25 protein-coding genes are annotated in these 23,213 nt (G+C 58.7%); 13 read left to right on the plus strand and 12 right to left on the minus strand.

Annotation, left to right across the window (positions count from 1 at the left end; all coding sequences use genetic code 11):
* Positions 1–7: 7 nt before the first annotated feature.
* Both FPT15_RS17105 and FPT15_RS17110 read right to left on the minus strand, forming a co-directional pair.
* Positions 8–730, minus strand: a complete 723-nt coding sequence (locus FPT15_RS17105; RefSeq protein WP_106576925.1) for a glycerophosphodiester phosphodiesterase family protein — start codon at positions 728–730, stop codon at positions 8–10.
* Positions 731–774: 44 nt separating this feature from the next.
* Positions 775–1,359 (minus strand): PilZ domain-containing protein, encoded by a 585-nt coding sequence (locus tag FPT15_RS17110; RefSeq protein WP_145163050.1) that lies wholly within the window; start codon positions 1,357–1,359, stop codon positions 775–777.
* A 94-nt stretch (positions 1,360–1,453) separates the two neighbouring features.
* Between FPT15_RS17110 and FPT15_RS17115 the strand changes: the two genes are divergently transcribed.
* The 3 genes from FPT15_RS17115 to FPT15_RS17125 are packed head-to-tail and all read left to right on the plus strand — an operon-like array spanning position 1,454 to position 4,699.
* Positions 1,454–2,704, plus strand: coding sequence for a lipoprotein-releasing ABC transporter permease subunit (locus tag FPT15_RS17115; RefSeq protein ID WP_145163052.1), 1,251 nt, complete (start codon positions 1,454–1,456; stop codon positions 2,702–2,704).
* Between the two features lie 7 nt (positions 2,705–2,711).
* Positions 2,712–3,395 carry a lipoprotein-releasing ABC transporter ATP-binding protein LolD gene (gene lolD / locus FPT15_RS17120; RefSeq protein WP_017477213.1) on the plus strand — a complete coding sequence of 228 codons (684 nt, stop codon included), beginning with the start codon at positions 2,712–2,714 and terminating at the stop codon, positions 3,393–3,395.
* A gap of 59 nt (positions 3,396–3,454) precedes the next feature.
* Positions 3,455–4,699, plus strand: coding sequence for a lipoprotein-releasing ABC transporter permease subunit (locus FPT15_RS17125; RefSeq protein ID WP_145163054.1), 1,245 nt, complete (start codon positions 3,455–3,457; stop codon positions 4,697–4,699).
* A 107-nt stretch (positions 4,700–4,806) separates the two neighbouring features.
* Here FPT15_RS17125 and FPT15_RS17130 read toward each other — a convergent pair whose 3' ends face one another.
* Complete coding sequence (locus tag FPT15_RS17130; protein WP_145163246.1) at positions 4,807–6,162, minus strand: heavy metal sensor histidine kinase; 1,356 nt, start codon at positions 6,160–6,162, stop codon at positions 4,807–4,809.
* Complete coding sequence (locus FPT15_RS17135; RefSeq protein ID WP_145163057.1) at positions 6,159–6,839, minus strand: heavy metal response regulator transcription factor; 681 nt, start codon at positions 6,837–6,839, stop codon at positions 6,159–6,161. Before FPT15_RS17135 ends, FPT15_RS17130 begins: the two co-directional genes overlap by 4 nt.
* Before the next feature lie 156 nt (positions 6,840–6,995).
* On the opposite strand from FPT15_RS17135, the gene FPT15_RS17140 reads away from it, so the two are divergent.
* Both FPT15_RS17140 and queF read left to right on the plus strand, forming a co-directional pair.
* Positions 6,996–7,517 carry a plastocyanin/azurin family copper-binding protein gene (locus tag FPT15_RS17140; protein ID WP_119739217.1) on the plus strand — a complete coding sequence of 174 codons (522 nt, stop codon included), beginning with the start codon at positions 6,996–6,998 and terminating at the stop codon, positions 7,515–7,517.
* Between the two features lie 66 nt (positions 7,518–7,583).
* Positions 7,584–8,414 carry an NADPH-dependent 7-cyano-7-deazaguanine reductase QueF gene (gene queF / locus FPT15_RS17145; RefSeq protein WP_145163059.1) on the plus strand — a complete coding sequence of 277 codons (831 nt, stop codon included), beginning with the start codon at positions 7,584–7,586 and terminating at the stop codon, positions 8,412–8,414.
* Positions 8,415–8,550: 136 nt separating this feature from the next.
* Here the strand turns inward: queF and FPT15_RS17150 are convergent, their stop codons facing one another.
* Entirely contained in the window at positions 8,551–8,817 is a 267-nt protein-coding gene (locus FPT15_RS17150; RefSeq protein ID WP_106576917.1) for a DUF4404 family protein, read from the minus strand.
* A gap of 110 nt (positions 8,818–8,927) precedes the next feature.
* On the minus strand, positions 8,928–9,536 hold the full coding sequence (locus FPT15_RS17155) for an HAD family phosphatase (protein ID WP_145163061.1): 609 nt from the start codon (positions 9,534–9,536) through the stop codon (positions 8,928–8,930).
* Between the two features lie 196 nt (positions 9,537–9,732).
* On the opposite strand from FPT15_RS17155, the gene FPT15_RS17160 reads away from it, so the two are divergent.
* Complete coding sequence (locus FPT15_RS17160) at positions 9,733–10,422, plus strand: VacJ family lipoprotein (RefSeq protein WP_106576915.1); 690 nt, start codon at positions 9,733–9,735, stop codon at positions 10,420–10,422.
* A 60-nt stretch (positions 10,423–10,482) separates the two neighbouring features.
* On the opposite strand, the gene FPT15_RS17165 is transcribed toward FPT15_RS17160, so the two are convergent.
* Positions 10,483–10,779 carry a PilZ domain-containing protein gene (locus FPT15_RS17165; RefSeq protein ID WP_145163063.1) on the minus strand — a complete coding sequence of 99 codons (297 nt, stop codon included), beginning with the start codon at positions 10,777–10,779 and terminating at the stop codon, positions 10,483–10,485.
* A gap of 276 nt (positions 10,780–11,055) precedes the next feature.
* On the opposite strand from FPT15_RS17165, the gene rssB reads away from it, so the two are divergent.
* Both rssB and rssC read left to right on the plus strand, forming a co-directional pair.
* A complete protein-coding gene (rssB, locus tag FPT15_RS17175) occupies positions 11,056–12,237 on the plus strand; it encodes a two-component system response regulator RssB (protein WP_145163067.1) in 1,182 nt (393 codons plus the stop codon).
* Complete coding sequence (gene rssC, locus FPT15_RS17180) at positions 12,237–12,719, plus strand: anti-sigma factor antagonist RssC (protein WP_003172602.1); 483 nt, start codon at positions 12,237–12,239, stop codon at positions 12,717–12,719. Before rssB ends, rssC begins: the two co-directional genes overlap by 1 nt.
* Before the next feature lie 198 nt (positions 12,720–12,917).
* Here the strand turns inward: rssC and tal are convergent, their stop codons facing one another.
* Both tal and dusA read right to left on the minus strand, forming a co-directional pair.
* Positions 12,918–13,844 carry a transaldolase gene (gene tal, locus FPT15_RS17185; RefSeq protein WP_145163069.1) on the minus strand — a complete coding sequence of 309 codons (927 nt, stop codon included), beginning with the start codon at positions 13,842–13,844 and terminating at the stop codon, positions 12,918–12,920.
* Between the two features lie 517 nt (positions 13,845–14,361).
* Positions 14,362–15,357: a tRNA dihydrouridine(20/20a) synthase DusA gene (dusA, locus tag FPT15_RS17190; RefSeq protein WP_145163071.1), complete on the minus strand. Its 996-nt coding sequence runs from the start codon at positions 15,355–15,357 to the stop codon at positions 14,362–14,364.
* A gap of 173 nt (positions 15,358–15,530) precedes the next feature.
* Between dusA and FPT15_RS30065 the strand changes: the two genes are divergently transcribed.
* The gene (locus FPT15_RS30065; protein WP_256676476.1) at positions 15,531–15,944 is read left to right on the plus strand and encodes an FRG domain-containing protein; all 414 of its coding nucleotides are present in this window, start codon (positions 15,531–15,533) and stop codon (positions 15,942–15,944) included.
* 335 nt (positions 15,945–16,279) lie between these two features.
* Positions 16,280–17,356: a DUF262 domain-containing protein gene (locus tag FPT15_RS17200; protein ID WP_145163073.1), complete on the plus strand. Its 1,077-nt coding sequence runs from the start codon at positions 16,280–16,282 to the stop codon at positions 17,354–17,356.
* A 159-nt stretch (positions 17,357–17,515) separates the two neighbouring features.
* On the opposite strand, the gene FPT15_RS17205 is transcribed toward FPT15_RS17200, so the two are convergent.
* Entirely contained in the window at positions 17,516–17,851 is a 336-nt protein-coding gene (locus FPT15_RS17205; protein WP_145163075.1) for a GrlR family regulatory protein, read from the minus strand.
* Positions 17,852–18,272: 421 nt separating this feature from the next.
* Between FPT15_RS17205 and FPT15_RS17210 the strand changes: the two genes are divergently transcribed.
* Together FPT15_RS17210 and FPT15_RS30070 are read left to right on the plus strand one after the other, a co-directional pair.
* Positions 18,273–18,629, plus strand: coding sequence for a DUF6124 family protein (locus FPT15_RS17210; protein WP_145163077.1), 357 nt, complete (start codon positions 18,273–18,275; stop codon positions 18,627–18,629).
* Between the two features lie 146 nt (positions 18,630–18,775).
* Complete coding sequence (locus FPT15_RS30070; protein ID WP_145163079.1) at positions 18,776–18,997, plus strand: hypothetical protein; 222 nt, start codon at positions 18,776–18,778, stop codon at positions 18,995–18,997.
* A 107-nt stretch (positions 18,998–19,104) separates the two neighbouring features.
* On the opposite strand, the gene FPT15_RS17220 is transcribed toward FPT15_RS30070, so the two are convergent.
* Complete coding sequence (locus tag FPT15_RS17220) at positions 19,105–20,292, minus strand: MFS transporter (RefSeq protein ID WP_145163081.1); 1,188 nt, start codon at positions 20,290–20,292, stop codon at positions 19,105–19,107.
* Between the two features lie 493 nt (positions 20,293–20,785).
* Here FPT15_RS17220 and mqo point away from each other — a divergent pair, with 493 nt between their 5' ends.
* Positions 20,786–22,441, plus strand: coding sequence for a malate dehydrogenase (quinone) (gene mqo, locus FPT15_RS17225; RefSeq protein WP_124416773.1), 1,656 nt, complete (start codon positions 20,786–20,788; stop codon positions 22,439–22,441).
* Positions 22,442–22,513: 72 nt separating this feature from the next.
* Here the strand turns inward: mqo and FPT15_RS17230 are convergent, their stop codons facing one another.
* Positions 22,514–23,179 (minus strand): NADPH-dependent F420 reductase, encoded by a 666-nt coding sequence (locus tag FPT15_RS17230; RefSeq protein ID WP_145163083.1) that lies wholly within the window; start codon positions 23,177–23,179, stop codon positions 22,514–22,516.
* Between the last annotated feature and the right edge of the window lie 34 nt (positions 23,180–23,213).

The raw sequence follows: 23,213 nt of genomic DNA on the forward strand, positions 1-23,213 counted from the left end.
ACCGATTTCAGTAATTCTCGAGGGTGGCAGTGGCCAAACCGGGAAAGTCTGTAATCAGGCTATCTACGCCGAAGTCAGCGAGCCTGCGCATCAGCGCCGGTTCGTTGACCGTCCACACGGACACGTGCAAACCCTGGCGCTGGGCTTTTTCCAGACGCTCGGGGGTGCACAACGTCCAGTTCAATGCCAGGTATTCACAGCCGTAGTTTTGCGCGACCTTCAGCGGGTCGAGCCAGGCGTATTCGGCGACCAGGCCGCGTGACAGGTCCGGGGTAAGCTCCACGGCCGCTTTCAAGACTTCCCGCGAACTTGAGGTCACGGTGACCTTGTCCATCAGGCCATGACGCACAGCCATCTCGCGGATTGCCAGTACGGTCGTCGCGGCGCGGGTGCGCGAAGCGCTTTTGACTTCGAGCTGCCAGTGATCGAAGTCGCATTTTTCGAACAGCTCTTCAAGGCGTGGGATCGGGCAGGGGCTGACCCAGCCCGGGCCGCCTTTGCGCGCGTCCATCTTCACCAGGTCGGCTGCCGAATACTCGACGACTTTGCCGCGCCGGTCGGTGGTGCGTTTGAGGGTCGGGTCGTGGATGACCATCAACTCGCCGTCCATGGACAGGTGCAAATCCAGTTCGCAGCGGCGTACGCCGTGCTTGAGGCACTCCTGAAAGCTGGTCAGGGTGTTTTCCGGTGCTTCGCCTTTGGCACCGCGGTGGCCATAAATCAGGGTCACAGTTGCTCCTTTGCGCCAGATAGCCCGGCGGGGTCATACGAGATTCAGGTGTCTTGGGCGTCGCTTTGTTCCCGCGCCAGGCGTCGTTCCTGAGCTTGTTTCTGCAGGATGTAGCGCGCCAGCAATTGGCGTTGGGCATCGGTCATCGATTCGAATTCCGTGCCCACGTCAAAGCCTTCGCCCTTGGCGTCGCAATGCTTCACGCGGGCACGCAGCAGCAAGCCGAGCGCCTGGGGCATCAATACCAGCTTGACCGCCAGGTGCGTGTCGGGCGCCAGCGGCGTTGGGTGCTGGAAGTCGATACCGCCTTCGGAAAGGATCACCGGCTGCGGCGCGCCCACCTCATCGAGCAGGCCGCGGGCCATGATCTGGCTGAGCAGGTCCACGCGTTTGTTCTGGACTTTGAGGAAGGCGGCCAGGCTGCGATCTTTCTCGCTGATCTGGCGCAGCAGGTGCTGGGCTTCGAATTCGCTGAGGTGCAATTCGCTGAGCAGGTTGAACAGCGGCGAATCATCCAGCAACACTTCCTTGCTCGCCGCTTCGGGGGCAGAGAGGGTGCTGATTTGAAGTGCGATCATGTCGTCGATACGGTAGTATTCGCGGCGCTCTTCTTCATCTAATGTCGACATGGCGAACCCAAAGTAGCGGTAATGGTCTGAGTGTAAAGCTGCTTACCTGACCCCGCCACCGGGACGTCTTCTTTTCCTCCGAACAAGCCCCGACATGTTCAGACCTCTCTTCGTATTTATCGGCACGCGTTATACCCGTGCAAAGCGTCGCAATCATTTTGTGTCGTTCATTTCCCTGACCTCGATGATCGGGCTCGCCTTGGGCGTGGTCGTGATGATCGTGGTGCTGTCGGTGATGAACGGCTTCGATCATGAGATGCGCACCCGCGTGCTGGGCATGGTGCCCCACGCGACCATCGAGGGCGATTCGCCCATCAGCGACTGGCCGAGCCTTGCCGACAAGGTCAAGCAGAACCCCAAGGTGGTGGCCGTTGCGCCGTTTACCCAGATGCAGGGGTTGCTGACCAACGACGGCAAGGTGCAGAAAATCCTGCTCAATGGCATCGACCCGGCCCAGGAACGTAACGTGTCGATCATCGACAAGTTCATGTTGCAGGGCAAACTCGACGACCTGGCGCCCGGCAGCTTCGGCATCGTGATCGGCGACAAGGCGGCGGCCAAGCTCGGCGTGAACATCGGCGACAAGCTGACCTTCGTCGCCCCGGAAGTCACCGTGACCCCGGCCGGCATGTTCCCGCGCATGAAGCGCTTCACTGTGGTCGGCACCTTCCACGTCGGCGCCGGCGAGATCGATGGCTACCTCGGCCTGACCAACCTCACCGACCTGGCGCGCCTGCATCGCTGGAAGCCGGATCAGGTGCAGGGCCTGCGCCTCAAATTCAACGACCTGTTCGACGCCCCGCGCGGCGCCTGGGAAATCGCCCAGCACCTGGGTGAATCCCAGTATTACGCCCGCGACTGGACCCGCACCCACGGCAACCTCTACCAGGCCATCCGCATGGAAAAAGCCATGATCGGCCTGCTGTTGCTGCTGATCGTCGCCGTGGCCGCGTTCAACATCATCTCCACGCTGGTGATGGTGGTGAACGACAAGAAAGGCGACATCGCCATCCTGCGTACCCTGGGCGCCACGCCGGGGCAGATCATGGCGATCTTCATGGTGCAGGGCACCGTGATCGGCGTGGTTGGCACCTTGATCGGCACCGCGGTCGGCATCCTGGCCGCGCTGAACGTCAGCGCCGCCATCGCCGCGCTGGAAAAAGTCATCGGTCACAAGTTTCTCAACGCCGACGTCTACTTCATCGACTACTTGCCGTCCCAGGTTCAGGCCCAGGACGTGTTGATGGTAGGCGGCGCCGCGTTGGTATTGAGCTTCCTTGCCACCCTGTATCCAGCCTGGCGCGCGGCACGTACCCAGCCAGCACAGGCCTTACGTTATGAGTGAATCGGGCATGAGTGAAAAAGCAATCCTGAGCTGCCGCAACCTGGGCAAATCCTACGAGGAAGGTCCGGAATCGGTGGTGGTGTTGTCCAACCTGCAACTTGAGCTGCACCCGGGCGAACGCGTGGCGATCGTCGGCAGTTCCGGCTCCGGCAAAAGTACCTTGCTCAACCTGTTGGGCGGCCTGGATACGCCGTCCCAGGGCAGCGTGTGGCTGGCTGGCGAAGAACTGTCGGCCCTGGGTGAGAAGGCGCGTGGCCAACTGCGTAACCGCTCGTTGGGTTTTGTGTACCAGTTCCACCACCTGCTGCCGGAATTCACCGCGCTGGAAAACGTGTGCATGCCGCTGCTGATCGGCAAGACCGCGATCCCGGAAGCCCGCCAGCGCGCCAAGGCATTGCTGGAGCGCGTCGGCCTCGGTCATCGCCTGGAGCACAAGCCGGCCGAGTTGTCCGGTGGCGAGCGCCAGCGTGTGGCGATTGCCCGTGCCCTGGTCAACAACCCAGGCCTGGTGATGCTCGATGAGCCAACCGGCAACCTCGACTCCCACACCGCCCAGGGCATCAAGGATTTGATGCTCGAACTGAGCACCCAGATGCGCACCGCGTTCCTGGTGGTGACCCATGACATGAGCATGGCCCGCCAGATGGACCGCGTGCTGCACCTGCAGGAAGGTCACTTGGTCGCCATCTGACCCGTTTCAAGCCCGGCGCCTGGCGCTGGGCTTTTTCATTTTTTAAACGGTGCCCGCGAATGTTCAGACCGTTATCGATTTTCATCGGCACGCGCTATACCCGCGCCAAGCGCCGCAACCGTTTTGTTTCGTTTATCTCGATGACCTCGATGATCGGCCTCGCCCTGGGCGTGTTGGCGATGATCGTGGTGTTGTCGGTGATGAACGGCTTCCAGCGCGAAATGAGCTCACGCATCCTCGGCATGGTGCCCCACGCGACCATCGTCGGCGTGAACCCGATTGATGACTGGCAGCCGGTGGCCGCCGCCGCCATGAAGAACCCGCAAGTGACTGCCGCCGTACCATTCACGCAGATGGACGGGATGTTCTCCTACAAGGGCGCGATGCAGCCGATCGAGATCAGCGGCGTAGACCCGGCCCAGGAAGGCAAAGTTTCGATCGTGGCCCAGCACATCGTGCGCGGCAAACTGGACGACCTGAAGGCCGGCGAGTTCGGTGTGGTCATCGGCGACATCACTGCACGGCGCTTCCGCCTGAACGTGGGTGACAAGCTGACCCTGATCGTGCCGGAAATCAGCACGGCGCCGGGTGGCATCACCCCACGCATGCAGCGGCTCAACGTGGTCGGTATCTTCAAGGTCGGCGCCGAGCTGGATGGCTCTATGGCACTGATCAACATGGCCGACGCCGCCGAAATCCAGCATTGGCAGCCTAACCAGGTGCAAAGCGTGCGCCTGGCGGTGAAAGACCTGTACGCGGCACCGAAGGTCTCGGCAGACATCGCCGCCAGCCTCGGCGCGGCCTACAAGCCGGATGACTGGACCCACACCCAGGGCAGCCTGTTCAGCGCGATGAAGATGGAAAAGACCATGATCGGCCTGTTGCTGCTGATGATCGTCGCCGTCGCCGCGTTCAACATCATCGCCACCTTGATCATGGTGGTGAACGACAAGGGCGCCGACATCGCGATCCTGCGCACCATTGGCGCCACGCCACGGCAGATCATGGCGATCTTCATGGTGCAGGGCACCGTGATCGGCATCGTCGGCACCTTGATCGGCGGCGTGCTGGGCGTGATTGCGGCGCTCAACGTGAGCGAACTGGTGGGTTGGCTGGAGCGCGTGACCGGGCAACATATCTTCAGTTCGGACGTGTATTTCGTCAGCAACCTGCCTTCGCAACTGCAGGGTGGGGATGTACTGCTGATTTGCACGGCCGGGTTTGTGTTGAGCTTTTTGGCGACGATTTACCCGGCGTATCGGGCGGCGAAGATTGAGCCGGCGCATGCGCTCAGGTATTCGTAAGGGCTGAGACCGCTATCGCAGGCAAGCCAGCTCCCACATTTGAATGTATTCACACATCAAAAATGTGGGAGTCGGGCTTGCCCGCGATAGGGCCGGAGCAGCTTGCATCAATCCCCCTTGGGCAACTCAATCACAAACCGCGTCCACCCAGCTTCAGACTCACAATAAATCCTCCCCCCATGCGCCCGCACAATCGACTGGGTAATCGCCAGCCCCAGCCCCGCATGCTCACTGCTGCCTTCACGGCGCGCCGGGTCAGCCCGATAAAACCGATCAAACAACCGCGGTAACAACGCCGGCGGAATACCTTCGCCCGTATTCTCCACGGTCAGCGTCACACCCCGCGCGGTTTCAGCCATCCGCACCCGCACCTCGCCACCGGCCGGGGTAAACCTGAGCGCGTTATCGAGCAAATTCGACAACGCCCGGCGCAACATGCCGCGATCACCCGCCGTATGCGCCGTGCCCTCGCGCACCAGGCTGACGTGCGCGTCTTCGGCCAGCAACGCGAAGAACTCGATCAACGCTTCCACTTCATCGCCCAGCACCAAGGCCTCGCGCTTGGGCATGAGCAAGCCGTGGTCGGCCTTGGCCAGGTACAACATGTCATTCACCAGCTGGGCCATCCACTGCAACTCTTCCAGGTTGCTGTGCAGCGCCTCGCGGTAGTCCTCCAGCGGGCGCGGCTGGGTGAGGATCACTTGGGTGTGGGTGAGCAGGTTGGAGAGGGGCGTGCGCAGTTCGTGGGCGATGTCGGCGGAGAAGGCCGAGAGGCGCTGGAAGGCGTCGTCCAGGCGCCCGAGCATGGCGTTGAAGGCCTGGGCCAGTTCAGCCAACTCCACCGGCATGTGCTGTTGCGGCAGGCGTTGGGTCAGGGAGTGCGCCGACACGCTGGCGGCCACTTCGCCCATGCGCCGTAGCGGCCGCAACCCGCTGCGCGCGGCCCAGGCGCCGAGCAGCGCGGTGGCCAGGGCCGAGAGGCCGACGGTCAGCCAGATCAGGTGCTGCATGCGTTGCAGGAAGTGCTGGTGATGGGTGATGTCGAGCATCAGCGTCAATTGCGGCGAGCCGGGTTGGCCGGCGACCAGCGGCGCGTTGTACACGCGATACTCAGTCCCGGCATTTTGCAGGCTGTGCAAGCCCGGCGCTTCAGGCAGGCTGATGCCGGGCGCGCCGTCAAACCAGCGCTGGCCTTGGGCAGTAACGCGCAGCGCCAGTTCGGGTTGGCGATTGAGCTCGGCGCGCAGTTGCGCTTCGCGTTGCGCAAATAATTGTGGCGAGTCGACCCCCTGCAAAGTGCTGCGCAGCGCCACCAGCTGGCTGTCGAGTTGTTGCTGGTCCAGCTCGATAAAGTGCGCCTCGCTGGCGTGGTTGAACAGCACGCCGGCGAGCAACGAAACCACGGCGGTGCACGCCGCAAACAGCAGCGCCAGACGGCTGGCCAGGGACAGGCGCTTGATCAATTGCACCGCTCCTCCAGCACATACCCCATGCCGCGCACGGTGTGGATCAGCTTGTTGGGGAAGTGGTCGTCGACTTTCAGGCGCAAACGGCGGATGGCCACTTCGATGATGTTGGTGTCGCTGTCGAAGTTCATGTCCCACACCTGCGAGGCGATCAGCGATTTGGGCAGTACTTCGCCCTGGCGGCGCAGCAGCAGTTCCAGCAGGGAAAATTCCTTGGCGGTGAGGTCGATGCGCTGGCCGTCGCGTTCGACGCGGCGGCGGATCAGGTCCAGGCGCAGGTCGGCCAGTTGCAGCGCGGTTTCCTGTGGCGCGCTGCTGCCCCGGCGTAACAGGCTGCGCACGCGGGCCAGCAGTTCGGAAAAGGCAAAAGGCTTGACCAGGTAATCGTCGGCGCCCAGTTCCAGGCCGTGCACGCGGTCTTCCACGGCATCGCGGGCGGTGAGGAACAGCACCGGAATGTCCAGGCCGGCGCTGCGTACCGCTTGCAGGATTTGCCAGCCGTCGCGGCCCGGCAGCATCACGTCGAGGATCAGCAAGTCGTAATCACCGGTCAGTGCCAAGTGTTGCCCGGTGGTGCCGTCGGCCACCAGCTCGGTGGTAAAGCCCGCCTCGCTCAGGCCCTGGCGCAGGTAATGGCCGGTTTTCGGTTGGTCTTCGACGATCAGCAGTTTCATGGGCGACTCTTGGCAGCGGTGAGCAACGGGCTTTATACCGTGGGTGCCAGGGCAGGGGCGCAACCTGACAAAGTTGTAATCTAGCAGTCAGCTGCCTGGCAGCGGCGCCATCTTAGAGTGCTGACAGAGCTGTTCACACACTTTTGGAGAATCGAGATGGCGCTGCGTACACCTCTGATATTGGCGGGTTGCTTGTTGGCATTGAGTTTTGATGCGCTGGCGGACACGGCCCACACCTTCGCGTTCGGCCAGCCGGCAGCCGCCGATAAAGCCACGCGCACGGTGGAAGTAGTGCTGCAGGACATTTCCTTTTCGCCCAAGGCGTTGGACGTAAAAGCCGGTGAGACCGTGCGCTTTGTGCTGGTGAACAAAGGCCAATTGCTTCACGAATTCAACCTGGGCGACGCGGCGATGCACGCCGAACACCAGAAAGAAATGCTCAAGATGCAAGCCAGCGGCATGCTCACCGCCACCGGCATGGGCAAGATGGACCACAGCGCGATGGGGCACGGCGATATGGCGGGCATGCGGCATGACGATCCCAACAGCGTATTGGTCGAGCCGGGCAAGACCGCTGAGCTGACCTGGACCTTCACCAAGGCCACGGGGCTTGAGTTTGCCTGCAACATTCCGGGGCATTACCAGGCGGGCATGGTCGGCACGCTGACCGTTGAGTGAGGCGATTCTTAAGGGCGGGAGCAAAGGCTGGTAGACTGGCGCGGTTTATTTAGCCAGGTTTCCGCCATGCATCCCGCAGCCGAACATTCGCCGCTGGGCAAGTCCAGTGAATACATCTCCACTTACACCCCATCGTTGCTGTTCCCGATCCCTCGCGCCGCCAAATGGGCCGAGCTGGGCCTGAGCGCCGACACCCTGCCTTACAAGGGTGTGGATTTCTGGAACTGCTTCGAGCTGTCCTGGCTGCTGCCATCGGGCAAGCCGGTAGTGGCTATCGCAGAGTTCAGCATCCCGGCCGACTCGCCGAACATCATCGAGTCCAAGTCTTTCAAGCTGTACCTCAATTCGCTGAACCAGACCGCGTTTGCCGATACGGCCAGCCTGGAAGCGACACTGCGCACCGACCTCAGCGCAGCCGCTGGCAAGCCGGTCAGCGTGCGCATCCGCAGCCTGGCGGAGGTTGAGGCCGAGGGCGTGCAAGCCCTGCCGGGCGTGTGCATTGACGACCTCGACATCAGCATCAGCAACTACGAACACCCGCGCCCGGAACTGCTGCGTTGCGATGACTCGCGCATCGTCGAGGAGAGCGTGCACAGCCACCTGCTCAAATCCAACTGCCCGGTCACCAGCCAGCCGGATTGGGGCAGTGTGGTGGTCGAGTACCGTGGCCACGCGCTGGATCACGCCAGCCTGCTGGAATATATCGTCAGCTTTCGCCAGCACTCGGACTTCCATGAGCAATGTGTGGAGCGGATCTTTCTCGACCTGCAGCGCTTGCTCAAGCCGCAGAAGCTGACCGTGTATGCGCGCTATGTGCGCCGCGGCGGGTTGGATATCAACCCGTATCGCAGCACTGAGGCTGTGCAGTTCCAGAACCTGCGCCTGGCCCGCCAGTAGCCTTCACGCAAAACAATTGTGGGAGCTGGCTTGCCTGCGATAGCGGTCTTTCAGTCATACATCTGGCGACTGATACACCGTCATCGCAGGCAAGCCAGCTCCCACATTTTGGTTGTGTGTTCGGCTTGGGCTCGGGTTAGATCCCGATATTGCCCAAGGTCACCACAATATTGCGCAAGGTCCCGGCAATGCCCGGGTGGTCCAGCTCGAAGCGTTCCACCGCCAAGTTCACGCCATCGGCAATGCTGGGGTCCTGAATCGCGCCTTCCAAAGGCTCTTGAACTTCAAGTTCGGCAATCAATGCTTCGAGTTCGTCGCGTTTCTCCGCCGACATCAGCGGGTCGCTATTCAATTGCTCGCGCAATTCTCTGACTTGGTCTTTCAGCTGTTCGCGGGCAGGCATGGCGTTCTTCCTTTTATCGATAGGCACTGGCATAGACCGCGGCACGCCGGGAAAGGTCTACGGGCTGACCAGTAGATTAATCCACCGGCGCCGACCGTGCATGATCTCGATCAGGGCTTCTCGCCTTTGAGCTGGCGTAGGCTGATGTCCGCCAGGCAGGTGCCGAGCTCGCCGAGGTGATCGATCACCGAATGCACGCCCAGCCCATACAGCGCCACCGTGGCCTTGCCGCGCTTGTGCTCGCGTTGCTGCTCGGTCAGCGCCTGCCATTGTTCGGGCGCCAGGCCGCACAGTGAGCCGCAGGACGCCAGGCCGATGGTCCACAGCCCGGCATTCAGGCCCGATTGCAGCAGGCGCGGTTCGCCGCTGACCAGCACGCAGCCTTCAAGGCGTTCGATGTTCAATTCCATCAAGGCCTGCCAGCACGCATGCGGCGCCGGCCAGCGAATCGAGGAGGGCGATGCTGCTTTGAGCCAATCAGGCAGCACGGCGGCCAGAGGGGTGGTTACCGCGGCAGGCAGTTCATCCAGCCAGGCGCAGGGCACGCCCTGGTCTTTGAGGCTGCGCAGAATCTTCAGCGCGCCAGGTGTGGCGTGAGAGTCGGGGCAAGGGCTATCGGTGCGCGCTTGGGAACCAAAATCCACCAGGCAGCCACTAAGGCCAAACAGTACGGCAGTCAAGGCGGGTGCGCTGGCGACGGCAATCTCGGCGTGAGGCATTTTCAACATCCCTGAAATAGCTGTGACGCTATCGAGGCTGGATGACAAGCGCGTGACATCGGCCGTAATTGTAGGAAATTTGTGCATTTCCTATGAGAGCGATCCTACTGGATGCCTTATTCGACACTTCCGTCATATACTGACGGCCTTATTCAGGGCATAGCGCCCATGACAGACCATTCAAGGAGCAAAAGCTATGCGCTGGAGCCACTATTTCGCTCAGCTATCTGTGTGTGCCACTGTTCTTTTGGCCCCTTTCGCCGCTAACGCTGCGTCGGAAGACGATCCATGGGAAGCCGTTAACCGTCCGATCTTCACCTTCAACGACACCGTTGACACTTACGCGCTCAAGCCATTGGCCCAGGGCTATCAGTTTGTCACCCCGCAATTCGTCCAGACCGGCATCCATAACTTTTTCCGCAACATCGGTGATGTCGGCAACTTTGCCAACGACGTTTTCCAGCTCAAGCCACACGCGGCCGGTGTCGACACCGCCCGTTTGCTGATGAACACCACCTTTGGCGTGTTGGGCTTTATTGATGTCGGCACCAAAATGGGGCTGCAACGCAACGATGAAGACTTCGGCCAGACCCTCGGTTACTGGGGCGTCGGCAGCGGTCCTTACGTGATGCTGCCGCTGCTCGGCCCAAGCACCTTGCGTGATGCGCCGTCCAAATACGTCGACAGCTACACCCAACCGTATCGCTACATGAACGACATCGGCTGGCGTAACAGCACCTTCGGCCTGAACATCGTCGATACCCGTGCCAGCCTGCTCGACAGCGAGAAACTGATCACCGGTGACAAGTACACCTTCATCCGTAACGCTTACCTGCAAAACCGCGAGTTCAAGGTCAAAGACGGCAAGGTCGTCGACGATTTTTAAGCCGTGACGTTTTGAAATGAAAAAGGCGACCCGAGTGGTCGCCTTTTTTGTGCGCGGCTTTTAGTGCATTTTCAGGATCTTGAGGCCCAGGTGCTGACGCTCGCCCTCGTTTTTGGCCCACACCACTTCGGTATCTGCCTCCAGGCCCGCAAGGGCGGCGTGCTCTGAGTCAATGCGCACGGTCAGCCGGTCGCCCACCTGAAACTGGCGGGGTGCCTCAACCTGCATGCCGGAGCTGGAAAGGTCCACGCAGACCCCGGCAATCTCCTGCCCAGCGTGGATCAGCGACACATCGGCATCTACTCGCATGCGGATGAAATCGCGTTTTTCGGCGTAGTCGCGCTCGTGTTCGCTCACGGGTTCCATCCTTACTTTGTGTTGTGGTCGTGGGTGTTCTTATAACTCCCGGTGATTTGCGGTGTAAAGACGCCCGGCGACCATCGGCATGAGCTTGAAACCCCTGACGGATGGGAGTACCGTCTGCGCCTTAGAAGGGCACCTCTGCTTTACCGTTGTGCATGGGCAAAATCCCAGTGCTTTGTAGGACAGAGTGGCTAGAAAGCGAATCCAGTACGTGAGCCCGGCCATTGCCGAGCCGCCTACGCCAACCTAATTCTGGCGCCGTTTGCCCACATGCAAAAAACCAGTGCCACGCTGCTGATAATCGATGACGACGAAGTAGTGCGCGCGAGCCTCGCGGCCTATTTGGAAGACAGTGGCTTCAGCGTCCTGCAGGCCAGCAATGGCCAACAGGGTCTCCAGGTATTCGAGCGCGACAAGCCCGACCTTGTGATCTGCGACCTGCGCATGCCCCAGATGGGCGGCCTCGAGCTGATTCGCCAGGTGACTGAGCTCGCCCCGCAGACGCCGGTGATTGTCGTGTCCGGTGCCGGCGTGATGAACGATGCCGTCGAGGCCCTGCGCCTGGGCGCCGCCGATTACCTGATCAAGCCCCTGGAAGACTTGGCCGTGCTGGAGCACTCGGTGCGCCGCGCACTGGACCGTGCCCGCTTGCTGCTGGAAAACCAGCGCTACCGCGAAAAGCTCGAAACCGCCAACCGCGAACTCGAAGCCAGCCTCAACCTGCTCCAGGAAGACCAGAACGCCGGTCGCCAGGTGCAGATGAACATGCTGCCGGTGAGCCCCTGGACCATTGATGAGTTCAAGTTTGCACACCAGATCATCCCGTCGTTGTACCTGTCGGGTGATTTTGTCGATTATTTCCGTGTGGATGAGCGGCGTGTGGCGTTCTACCTGGCCGACGTTTCCGGCCACGGTGCTTCTTCTGCTTTTGTCACCGTGTTGTTGAAGTTCATGACCACACGGCTGTTGTTCGAATCCAAGCGCAATGGCACCTTGCCGGAGTTCACCCCCTCCGAGGTGCTGGGCCACATCAACCGAGGCCTGATCAGCTGCAAGCTGGGCAAGCACGTGACGATGGTCGGCGGCGTTATAGATGAAGAAACCGGTCTTTTGACCTACAGCATCGGCGGTCACCTGCCGATGCCGGTTTTATACACTCCAGACAGTGTGCGTTACCTGGAAGGCCGTGGTCTGCCGGTGGGCTTGTTCAATGAAGCCACCTACGAAGACCACATCCTGGAACTGCCGCCGACCTTCAGCCTGACGCTGATGTCCGACGGCATCCTGGACCTGCTTCCAGAGCCTACACTCAAAGAGAAAGAAGCCGCCTTGCCTGAAAAGGTCAGGTCGGCGGGCGGCAGCCTGGATGGCCTGCGGCAGGTTTTTGGATTGGCCACGCTAGGGGAGATGCCGGATGATATCGCCCTATTGGTGTTGAGCAGGAATCTTTGATGAGTACCGGAAGAATCCAATTCGCCGAGCAAGACGGGACCTTCGTCCTGAAGTTTGTCGGTGAAGTGCGCCTGACCTTGTGTTCGGCGCTGGATGCAACGATTGAGCGGATTTTCACTGCCCTGAATTTCTCGGCGATCGTGATCGATCTGACCGAAACCCGCAGCATCGACAGCACCACCCTGGGCCTGCTGGCCAAGTTGTCCATTCTGTCTCGGCAGAAGGTCGGCCTGTTGCCGACTGTGGTCACCACCCACGAAGACATCACCCGGCTGCTGCAGTCCATGGGTTTTGACCAGGTGTTCAACATCGTTGACCGCCCGATCCCGTGCCCGGAATGCCTGACCGACCTGCCGTCGCAAGACCAGTCCGAAGAAGTGGTACGGGTCAAGGTGCTCGAAGCGCACAAGATCCTGATGGGCCTGAACGAGTCCAACCGCGAAGCCTTCCACGACCTCGTGAACGCGCTAGAGCGCCACTAGCCTCCAGTCGACACCGTTCAAATGTGGGAGCGGGCTTGCCCGCGATAGCGATGTATCAGCCACCTATTCATTTCTGACCCACCGCTATCGCAGGCAAGCCAGCTCCCACAGTTTGAACTGTGACCGGCATGAGACCAGCGAAAGGCACAAAAAAGGGCGGCACCCGCGAGGGTGCCGCCCTTTTTGCTGCCGCCGCTATTACAGCTTGGCAGTCAACAGCGCCTCAAGCTTCTCTTGGTCCCGAGCAAACTGACGAATCCCCTCCGCCAGCTTCTCAGTCGCCATCGCATCTTCGTTGGACTCCCAACGGAACTGCGCTTCGGTCAAGTGCACGCGCGCTTCACCGGCATGGCCTGGCGCCAACTTGCGCTCCAGCTTGCCTTCATCGGCCGCCAGCTTCTCCAGCAGGTCCGGGCTGATGGTCAGGCGATCACAGCCGGCCAGCTCTTCAATCTGGCTCAGGTTACGGAAGCTCGCACCCATCACCACGGTCTTGTAGCCGTTGGCCTTGTAGTAGTTGTAGATGCGCGTCACCGACTGCACGCCCGGATCATCGGAACCGGTGTAGTCGTTGCCGTTGGCCTTCTTGTACCAGTCGTAGATACGGCCCACGAACGGCGAAATCAGGAACACCCCAGCCTCGGCACAGGCCACGGCCTGGGCAAACGAGAACAGCAGCGTCAGGTTGGTTTGAATGCCTTCTTTTTCCAGCTTCTCCGCCGCGCGGATGCCTTCCCAGGTGGAGGCGATCTTGATCAGCACACGGTCACGGCTGACGCCGGCCTTGTCGTACAGGTCGATCAGACGGTGCGCACGCTTGAGAATGGCGGCTTCGTCGAACGACAGGCGCGCATCCACCTCAGTGGAAATACGGCCCGGTACGACTTTCAGAATCTCTTGACCTACCGCCACCGCAAAACGGTCGCTGGCCAGGCCCACGTCGCCGTTGCAGTCCTTCACGCACTCATCCAGCAGCTTGGCATAGCCTGCGATCGACGCGGCCTTGAGCAGCAGGGAAGGGTTGGTAGTGGCGTCTTGCGGCTTGAGCTTGGCGAGGGTGGAAAAGTCGCCGGTATCGGCTACAACGGTGGTGAATTGCTTGAGTTGTTCCAGCTTGGAAGTCATGGGCGTGCTCTGTCCTGTGGGTCTGATGACATTACCCGAGCGCCGGCAGGCGCTCAAGGGCGCAAATGCGTTCGATCGTTTGCGAGGGCAACAACCTGAAAACAGCCGTTTGAATCACCGGCCGTACTGCTAACTAGGAGACCAAAACCGCCGACAGGTTCAACCCAACTGCCCTACGGACAACGCGGCCCTATAGAAGCCGCCTTCCTGTGGCTAACTGGCGTGGTGTGGAGAGTGAGCTTCCTGTGGAGAGCAAGCTTGGTGTGGAGAGCAGGCTGCCTGTGGCGAGCAGGCTTGCCCTGCGTTGGGGCGCGCAGCGGCCCCAGTAAGGCTGATGCGACTTTTCAGTTAAAACGCATTCATAGGTTTAGGGCCGCTTCGCACCCCAACGCAGGGCAAGCCTGCTCGCCACAACAGCCCAGTCACCCTGACACCCATCACCCAAAACTGTGGGAGCGGGCTTGCTCGCGAAAGCGGCCTGTCAGCCCCAAATAACCCAACTGACACTCAGAAACCATCACCGCCCCTCCAACAACTCCCCAGCCTGATCCAACAACGCCAACGGATCACTCGCCTTATGAATATCCACCGACAACAACTGCCGAAACTTACGCGCCCCCGGAAACCCAGTCCCCAACCCCAAAACATGCCGGGTAATGTGATGCATCACCCCACCACTGGCCAAATGCTCCACAATATAAGGCCGCAACTGCGCCAACGCTTCCGCCCGACTAATCACCGGCGCCTCACTGCCAAACAACCGCTGATCCACCTCCGCCAGCAAATACGGATTGTGATAAGCCTCCCGCCCCAACATCACCCCATCAAACACCTGCAAATGTTCCTGGCACTGCTCCAGCGTCTTAATCCCGCCGTTGAGATTAATCTCCAACTCCGGAAAATCCTGCTTCAACTGCGCCGCCACGTCATAGCGCAACGGCGGAATGTCGCGATTCTCCTTCGGCGACAACCCCTCCAGAATCGCAATCCGCGCATGCACCGTAAAACTGGTGCACCCGGCATCCCTCACCGTCCCAACGAAATCACACAACTCGGCATAACTGTCGCGCCCATTGATCCCGATACGATGCTTCACCGTCACCGGAATCGACACCGCATCACGCATCGCCTTCACGCAATCCGCCACCAACGCCGGGTGCGCCATCAGAATCGCGCCGATCATATTGTTCTGCACCCGATCACTCGGGCAGCCGACGTTCAGGTTCACTTCATCATAACCGGCTGCCTCAGCCATACGCGCACAGGCCGCTAGGTCAGCGGGGACACTGCCGCCCAGCTGCAGCGCGAGTGGATGCTCGGCTTCGTTGTGACGCAGGAAGCGGTCGTGATCGCCGTGCAGGATCGCGCCGGTGGTGACCATCTCGGTGTAGAGCAGGGCGTGCTTGGAGAGCAGGCGCAGAAAGAACCGGCAGTGGCGGTCGGTCCAGTCCATCATCGGGGCGACGGAGAAGCGGCGGGAGAGGGGAGCGCGTATGGCGGTGATTGTTGGCATTGGGGCTACTAAATTGGTGTGGCTTGGAGGTCGGGAGTTTATCAGGAAAGGATGGTCAGACTGGGAGATAACTACTGAGTAAATGACAGGATGCGATTGTTTTGTGCTTTATTTTTTGAAGTCCGTGAAGGCTCTGTGCCATTATTGGGTAGGCATATAGAATGGATGGAGACATGAAAGATAATAAAGGAATCAGTTCTGTATCACAGCTTATAGAAAGGCTGGAGGAGGATTTCGGCGAATACAAAGGGCCTGTCTGGTTTAGGGGGCAGGCTGATGCGAGGTGGGGTTTAATGCCTAGCTATTGTCGTCAGGAATCCAAGGTCTCTGAGTCAACAATCTTAAAGCGATTTAAGCAAAATGCGAATATGTTGCTAGAGAAAGATCCGGGGAGCTCATTTGCCTGGATGTTCCTAATGCAGCATTACGAGCTGCCCACAAGACTTTTAGATTGGAGCGAAAGTCCGTTAGTTGCACTATATTTTGCGGTTGAAAGTTTTGCTAGTCATAGCGATACTGATGCAGTTATTTGGGCGCTAAAACCATGTGAGTTAAATGGGCAGGCGAGTATTCGTGATGAGCAATAAGAATTCTTTATTCCTTCATTTGATGATCAGGAGTTAATAAACTATTCAATTGAAACGTTGGTGCAGGGACCTAATCGAACAAAGTTGTTACCGGTTGCGACGATAGCTACAAGAAATAATCCGCGTATTCAGGCGCAGCAAGGAGTATTCACTATTCATCACCGAGAAATACTACCTATAGAAAATGTCGGTGATGGAAGTCATTGCGTGAAATATGTGATTCCTCAAGCTAAGAAACAGATAATATTGTCACAGTTGAATCTTCTTGGGTTTTCTAGATTTAGTCTGTTTCCAGAACTGGCTAGTATTGGACATAATATTCGGAGGGATCTGGCGTGAGCTATATAGAGACGTTTCCTGTTCAGCATAGTACTATTCTTAGGATTTATTCTGAAAAAGACCAGATAAAATTAGATCCTGAATATCAGCGAATGGGGGGGGTTTGGACTCTAGAGAAAAAACAGCTTCTCATTGATTCTATTCTCAATGACTATGATATTCCAAAAATATATCTTCATGAGTATGATCGTGTTGAAAAGAAGGCCTCGGGGTTTCAGTATGCAGTAATTGATGGAAGACAGAGGCTTGAGACAATATGGCAATTTATAGAAGGGAAATTTACTCTTTCTGATGATATTCAGTACCAAGCTGACCCTGATGTGAAAATTTCAAACCTTGGCTATTCTGATATTGCGTCTGAGTATCCAAAAATCAAAATTAAGTTTGATTCTTTTGTTCTGCCGATTGTAGGCGTGGGAACTGATGATGTTGAATTGATTGAAGACATGTTCTCACGGTTGAATGAAGCAGTTCCGCTGAATGCCGCCGAAAAGAGAAATGCTTTTGGTGGCGGAATGGTTAAAGCAATTCGTGAAATATCTGAGCATGATTTTTTTATTGAAAGAATTTCTTTTAATAATCGTCGCTATCAGTACATGGAGGTGGCTTGCAGGTTGCTATTTGTCGAGGAATGTATTGGTAATGAGGGCAGAATACTTGATACCAAAAAAGTCTATCTTGATGCGATGGTGAAAAATTATAAGGCTGGTAACTCTAAGAAAATAAAAGCGCTAAAGGAGAGGGTGTGTTTGGTCCTTGATTTTATGTCAAGTATTTTTGTCGGTCGTGATGAGTTACTAAGAGCACAAGGTGGTGTTGTTTTATACTATCTATGTGCCAAGAGTGCCTTGGAGCACGCAGAGACTAAAAAGTTTTCTAGAAAGGCACTTATGAAATTTAGAGATGAGGTTAAATCAAATAGGGAGGTTGCTGAAGATAACTATCTTGATGCAAAGTTTGATTTGCTCGAGTTTGACCGGCTTTCCCAGCAGGGAACGAACGATGCATCCAATATCAAGGACAGACTTTCTATCATATGTAGAGCTATTGGCGTGACCCAGTTAGAGGTTTGAGTCGGGTTGGACGTGGCTGTCTCCCTCTACGTGGCGAGAGTATAGGCAGAATCGGGGTCAAGGCAGAATCGGGGTCAGACCCCGGTATTCGTTCTATTCGGGCGGGCGTCAATTAAAGCAAGTTAGATGATCGATGGGTCATCTAACTTGAATGCATAACTAGGCAGCTGGCGCGATCCTGTTTCCGTGAAGGGTTATTTGGACGTGAGGTGCCCCTTCTACTGTGCCGGATAGTGAAACGGTTCCACCTTCATAATCGATATCGCCGTTGGCGTTTAGAATGTAGTTGTCAACGCCTGCGATATTTGTATTACCCGCACGCCACATGCTGATCTTAAACTGTCCAGCAAAGGCTCCTGAGGTAGTCGGTACTTGTCCTTGATAAAGATAGTTGGGGTCTCCTCCATTAACGGAACCGTCTTTGATTACTACGAGGCCGTCTCCGTGATCTGGGCGGTTAGATCTAAAAGCTACTGAAAAAATACCGTTAGACATTTTCATAATTCCTAGATTAATGGCATTTTGATGCTAGCTGCCTGCTAGGAATTAGCAATTTATTAGGAAGGTTACATACGTGGAAATGTTACTTAATGTGTGTCCTGAGAATAACGTGGTCCGAAATTCTCTAGGAAATTTCCCACACTTTTCTCAGCTTGCCCCTCAGACCACCCCTAGCTAACCTCCCCAAACCGCTGCAAACCCAGCGGCCGGATGTGGAAGTCCGTACCAAGCTAAGACGCAATCGTCACAAACACCTACCGGCGTTTTTTTACGCCTGTATCATGTGTTTCGGCGGCTGTGCGCGGGGCACTTCGGTGCGCCGGGTCCTTAGCCCTGGTCTTCCACACCTGCGTACGGCTGCCACCCTCATGTGGAAGTGAGATTGGCAGTTCCTGAACAGTTAAGGAGCTTCGCCATGCACAAGGTCACACCTAATCCGCCTCATGCCTCAGACGCTGGCCCCGCCGATGCCAAACTTCATGCTGCGGCTGAGCGTGCTATCCATCATTATCTGCCACCATCTGACGACAATGCTCCCGCAGAGCAACCAACCGGCAACCTATTCTCCGTCAGCCCCAACATCGACACCGAAACCCTCCTAGCCAACGCCGCCGAAAACCTCGACTCCGCCAACCAAATGGCCGCCAACCTGGCCTTCGACCTTGAAGACCCCCACCGCGCCATCCTCCTCGGCATCCAACAACTCATCGACCTAAGCGCGCTACTCGTCAACCGAGCCCAAGACCAAGTCGCGCCTGCCGCCACAGCCTGACCCCTAACCCCGCCGCCTCACCCCAAGGCGGCAACCTGAACCCATGCTGTCACGCAGCAAAGTTTCATAATTCCCTGCACCGTTGAGGACTACGCTCCCACTTAAGAGACGCCCCCCGCACTTCCAGCCCATAGGGAACTGAAAACATGATCTCGAACCTCGTTAAAGTCGCGATGATTGCTGGCACGTTGCTGTTGGGCGCTTGTTCGACGGGGTCGTCGGGCGGGAGCAGTGACCCTTGTTTTACTGGCGGATGTCAGGCGTTTGGGGACCATAGCCCGAGCAAGGCTGCCAAGATGAATTTTGGCGGGAGTGGGTTGGGGAGTAGTTATGGGGAGTATGGATCGGGGTTGTTGCATGATGATTGATGGGGTGGTGGGGCAGTCATTTGTTGGTTGACTGACCCACCGCTATCGCGGGCAAGCCCGCTCCCACATTAGAGTTTCCACATTGGGTTGTGGTGGTGCGGGAAATATCAGTGGCCGCCCCTCATGCGGCGGGCCATCAGGTAGATGCCCAGGCCGACGAGTGCTGTGGCGGCGCCGATGTAGCCGGTGCTGGTCCAGCCATAACCCGCCGTGATCGCCATGCCGCCAAACCACGGGCCCAGCGCGTTCGCCAGGTTGAATGCCGCATGGTTGGACGCTGCCGCCAGGCTAGGGGCTTCGTGGGCGATGTCCATCAGGCGAATCTGCAGCGGCGCGGCCATGGCAATCATGGTGCCGACCAGGCCGATGCCCAGCAGTACGCTCCACAGCGCACTGGCGGCGAAGGTGAAGAAGATCAGCACGGCCATCGACCACACCATAATCCAGCCCACGGCGCGAAATTGCAGGCGGTCGAACAGTTTGCCGCCGGCGATGTTGCCGATGATGCCGCCGACGCCAAACGCGGCGAGGCCGAAGGGGATCCACTGGGGTGACACTTTGGTGACTTCGAGCATGGTCGGGGCGAGGTAGCTGAAGACGCAGAACATCCCTGCAAAGCCAATCGCGCCAATCGACAGGGCCATCCACACTTGGGGTTTGGTGAAGGCGCGCAGTTCTTTGCGCGGGTCGCTGCGTGGTTCGTCGCGGCGGTCCGGGACGAATTGCCAGACGAGGGCGATGGTGCACAGGGCGATGGCGCTGACCAGGGCGAACGCCGAGCGCCAGCCCAGGTGTTGGCCCAGGAAGGTGGCGATGGGGTTGCCGAGCAGCATCGCCAGGGTGAGGCCCATCATCACACGGGCCACGGCGCCGGCGCGTTTGTCGTTGGGTACCATGCTCGAGGCGACGACGGCAGCGATGCCGAAGTAGGCGCCGTGGGGCAGGCCGCTGATAAAGCGGAAAGCCACCAGCGAGCCGAAGGTCGGGGTGAAGGCGGTGGCGAGGTTGCCCAGCGCGTACAGGCCCATCAGCAATAAGAGCATGTGTTTGCGCAGCAATTTGGCGCCGAGGATGGCCAGCAGTGGCGCGCCGACCATGACGCCGAGGGCGTAGGCGCTGATGGCGTGGCCGACTTGCGGTTCGCTCAAATTCAAATTGTGGGCGATGTCGGGCATCAACCCCATGATGGCGAATTCGCCGGTGCCGATCGCGAAGGCGCCCACGGCCATGGCAGCTTCCATTTTGGCGGCGCTGCGCGCGGGCAGTACGTGCCCGGGTGTTTGCTGGATAGTCATGGGTAACTCTGTTTGGAAGGATTGCACGAAGGACAGCCGCCGATGCTACGCAAGCAGCGGCGAAGGTGTCTAGAACAGCCGTTTGCAGCAGAGTTCAGTTTCATCTAGCCACCTGTGACGCCACGTCGCGCCTGCCTGGCTTGACAGCGGCGCGTTAAAAGCCGCGATTTAGAGCTGTCAATTGGCCAAACGGCGCATAAACGCTCTTTGGCGTGATATTCTGCGCGCCGTCTTGGTCTGGTCTTTCCCGGCACGTACACCCGTATACGTCCCGGCGATGGGCTGTCGCCCAGGTAGCTGAAGCCAATAATGATAAAAAGTCAGCGCAGAAGGGACATAAACAGTGAGGTCGATACGTCGGCCTTGTGTGCCCACCCTGCGGCTCTCTCGTGAATGTGCAAACCCCGCGGCGCGCTGCCTGGCGCGGCGTGATAAAGGGTTGCCCATGCTCAGGGGCGGTAGGGCGGATGGCGTTTTATCATAGGTGCTACTGATGTTTAAAAAAGTAAACACTGCCCTGCTGGGGCTGGCTTTGTCGATGGGGATCACCTCCGTTCACGCGGAAGAGGCAAAGAAAGTCGATGTGCTGCTGATCGGCGGCGGCATCATGAGTGCGACCCTGGGTGTTTGGCTCAACGAGCTGCAGCCGGACTGGTCGATGGAGATGGTTGAGCGCCTGGATGGCGTGGCCGAAGAAAGCTCCAACGGCTGGAACAACGCCGGTACCGGTCACTCGGCTTTGGCTGAGCTGAACTACACCCCGGAAAACAAGGACGGCACCGTTGAGATCCCGAAAGCGGTCGAGATCAACGAAGCGTTCCAGATCTCCCGTCAGTTCTGGTCCTGGCAGGTCCAGCAGGGCGTGTTGAAGAACCCACGTTCGTTCATCAACTCCACACCGCACATGAGCTTCGTGTGGGGCGATGACAACATCAAGTTCCTGAAAAAACGCTACGAAGCCCTGCAAGCGAGCCCGCTGTTCGCTGGCATGCAGTACTCCGAAGACCCGGCGCAAATCGCCAAGTGGGTTCCGCTGATGATGGAAGGGCGTGACCCGAACCAGAAAATCGCGGCCACCTGGACCCCGATCGGCACCGACGTGAACTTCGGCGAGATCACCCGCCAGTTCGTTGCCCATCTGCAAACCACCCCTAAGTTCGACCTGAAACTGTCGAGCGAAGTGCAGGACATCACCAAAAACGCCGACGGTTCGTGGCGTGTGAGCTACAAAAACCTGAAAGACGGCACCAAGACTGAAACCGACGCCAAGTTCGTGTTCATCGGCGCCGGCGGCGGTGCACTGCACCTGCTGCAGAAGTCGGGCATTCCTGAAGCCAAGGAATACGCAGGCTTCCCAGTGGGCGGTTCGTTCCTGGTGACTGATAACCCAACGATTGCCGAGCAGCACCTGGCCAAGGCCTACGGTAAGGCTTCGGTTGGCGCGCCACCGATGTCGGTTCCGCACCTGGACACCCGCGTGCTGGATGGCAAGCGTGTGATTCTGTTTGGCCCATTCGCGACCTTCTCGACCAAGTTCTTGAAAGAAGGCTCGTACCTGGACCTGCTGACCAGCACCACCACCCACAACATCTGGCCAATGACCAAAGTCGGTATTCGTGAATACCCACTGGTCGAGTACCTTGCCGGCCAACTGATGCTGTCGGATGACGACCGCTACAACGCCCTGAAAGAGTACTTCCCGAACGCCAAGAAAGAAGACTGGCGCCTGTGGCAAGCCGGTCAGCGCGTGCAGATCATCAAGCGTGACGAAGAGCAGGGCGGCGTCCTGAAACTCGGCACCGAAGTGGTCAGCTCCGCCGACAACACCATCGCCGGCCTGTTGGGTGCATCGCCAGGCGCGTCGACCGCGGCTCCGATCATGCTGACCGTGCTGCAGAAAGTGTTCAAGGACAAGGTCGCGACCCCTGAGTGGCAGGCCAAACTGCACCAGATCGTACCGAGCTATGGCACCAAGCTGAATGACAGCCCTGAGGCTGTTGCGAAGGAGTGGGCTTACACTGCCGGCATCCTGCAACTGACCCCACCGCCTGCGATTCCGCAGTTGAACGCGCCAAAGGCAACCGAAGCCACCGAGGCTGCCAAGCCTGCGGCTGAGCCGAGCAAGCCGGCGTCTGACCTGGCGCTGTAAGCCAAAAGTCAAACCGCTGTAAGAAGCCCGCTGAACCGGTCACGGTCAGCGGGCTTTTTTGTGCGCGCGTGTTCAGGCGCGCACGCGTTCGACCGGCGGCAGTTCCACCGTGCGTTCGGCAGCTGCTAGCGCCGCAGTTAAACCCGCTTGGTCCAGCGGCACGCAGTACGCAGGTTTTGCCCGCTCAAAACGCCAGCTTTCATCCAGCCCTCCTGCGTCTACGGCATCGAAACCGAGCTCGTCGAGCAGCTTGATGGCCTGCGCCTTCGCTGCGGCGTCATCGGCGGCCACCGGCAGTGCACGGCGGTCGGGCGCGCCGTGGGGGCGGACGTCTTGCGTCAGGTCGGGGGCAAAAATCGCATTGAACACCTTGACCACGTGGGAATGCGGTAGATGCTCGGCGAGCAGCCGGCTGGTGGTGGTTTCAAAGCGGTCCAGCACGGCGATATGCCCGTCGCGGTTGGGGTAGTAATTGTTGGCGTCCAGCACCGTTTTGCCTTCCAGCCATTGCGCGGGCACGCTGCGGTAATGTTCAAACGGAATGGCCACCAGCACGACGTCGCCAAACCGGGCGGCGTCCTCGGCACTGCCCACCTCAACGCCGAGCAGGCCGCTGAGCACGCTGCTCATGGTCTGCGGGCCACGGGAGTTGCTTAACATCACCTCATGCCCAGCGGCCAGCGCCAGCTGTGCCACGGCCCGCCCGATGAAACCTGCTCCAATCACGCCGATCTTCATGGTCTTGCTCCTCGTAAGTCATCGAGCAGTTATG

The sequence above is a fragment of the Pseudomonas sp. RGB genome (genome assembly GCF_007713445.1).
Taxonomy (GTDB): Bacteria; Pseudomonadota; Gammaproteobacteria; order Pseudomonadales; family Pseudomonadaceae; genus Aquipseudomonas.

Bases quoted from the DNA above. Each gene is read 5' to 3' on its own strand.
- tal (WP_145163069.1), bottom strand. From the start codon at position 13,844: ATGACTTCCAAGCTGGAACAACTCAAGCAATTCACCACCGTTGTAGCC.
- FPT15_RS30065 (WP_256676476.1), top strand. From the start codon at position 15,531: ATGAAAGATAATAAAGGAATCAGTTCTGTATCACAGCTTATAGAAAGG.
- FPT15_RS17205 (WP_145163075.1), bottom strand. From the start codon at position 17,851: ATGTCTAACGGTATTTTTTCAGTAGCTTTTAGATCTAACCGCCCAGAT.
- lolD (WP_017477213.1), top strand. From the start codon at position 2,712: ATGAGTGAAAAAGCAATCCTGAGCTGCCGCAACCTGGGCAAATCCTAC.
- FPT15_RS17220 (WP_145163081.1), bottom strand. From the start codon at position 20,292: ATGACTATCCAGCAAACACCCGGGCACGTACTGCCCGCGCGCAGCGCC.
- FPT15_RS17155 (WP_145163061.1), bottom strand. From the start codon at position 9,536: ATGCCTCACGCCGAGATTGCCGTCGCCAGCGCACCCGCCTTGACTGCC.
- rssC (WP_003172602.1), top strand. From the start codon at position 12,237: ATGAGTACCGGAAGAATCCAATTCGCCGAGCAAGACGGGACCTTCGTC.
- FPT15_RS17110 (WP_145163050.1), bottom strand. From the start codon at position 1,359: ATGTCGACATTAGATGAAGAAGAGCGCCGCGAATACTACCGTATCGAC.
- queF (WP_145163059.1), top strand. From the start codon at position 7,584: ATGCATCCCGCAGCCGAACATTCGCCGCTGGGCAAGTCCAGTGAATAC.
- FPT15_RS17210 (WP_145163077.1), top strand. From the start codon at position 18,273: ATGCACAAGGTCACACCTAATCCGCCTCATGCCTCAGACGCTGGCCCC.
- mqo (WP_124416773.1), top strand. From the start codon at position 20,786: ATGTTTAAAAAAGTAAACACTGCCCTGCTGGGGCTGGCTTTGTCGATG.
- FPT15_RS17150 (WP_106576917.1), bottom strand. From the start codon at position 8,817: ATGCCTGCCCGCGAACAGCTGAAAGACCAAGTCAGAGAATTGCGCGAG.
- dusA (WP_145163071.1), bottom strand. From the start codon at position 15,357: ATGCCAACAATCACCGCCATACGCGCTCCCCTCTCCCGCCGCTTCTCC.
- FPT15_RS17125 (WP_145163054.1), top strand. From the start codon at position 3,455: ATGTTCAGACCGTTATCGATTTTCATCGGCACGCGCTATACCCGCGCC.
- rssB (WP_145163067.1), top strand. From the start codon at position 11,056: ATGCAAAAAACCAGTGCCACGCTGCTGATAATCGATGACGACGAAGTA.
- FPT15_RS30070 (WP_145163079.1), top strand. From the start codon at position 18,776: ATGATCTCGAACCTCGTTAAAGTCGCGATGATTGCTGGCACGTTGCTG.
- FPT15_RS17115 (WP_145163052.1), top strand. From the start codon at position 1,454: ATGTTCAGACCTCTCTTCGTATTTATCGGCACGCGTTATACCCGTGCA.
- FPT15_RS17140 (WP_119739217.1), top strand. From the start codon at position 6,996: ATGGCGCTGCGTACACCTCTGATATTGGCGGGTTGCTTGTTGGCATTG.
- FPT15_RS17135 (WP_145163057.1), bottom strand. From the start codon at position 6,839: ATGAAACTGCTGATCGTCGAAGACCAACCGAAAACCGGCCATTACCTG.
- FPT15_RS17160 (WP_106576915.1), top strand. From the start codon at position 9,733: ATGCGCTGGAGCCACTATTTCGCTCAGCTATCTGTGTGTGCCACTGTT.
- FPT15_RS17230 (WP_145163083.1), bottom strand. From the start codon at position 23,179: ATGAAGATCGGCGTGATTGGAGCAGGTTTCATCGGGCGGGCCGTGGCA.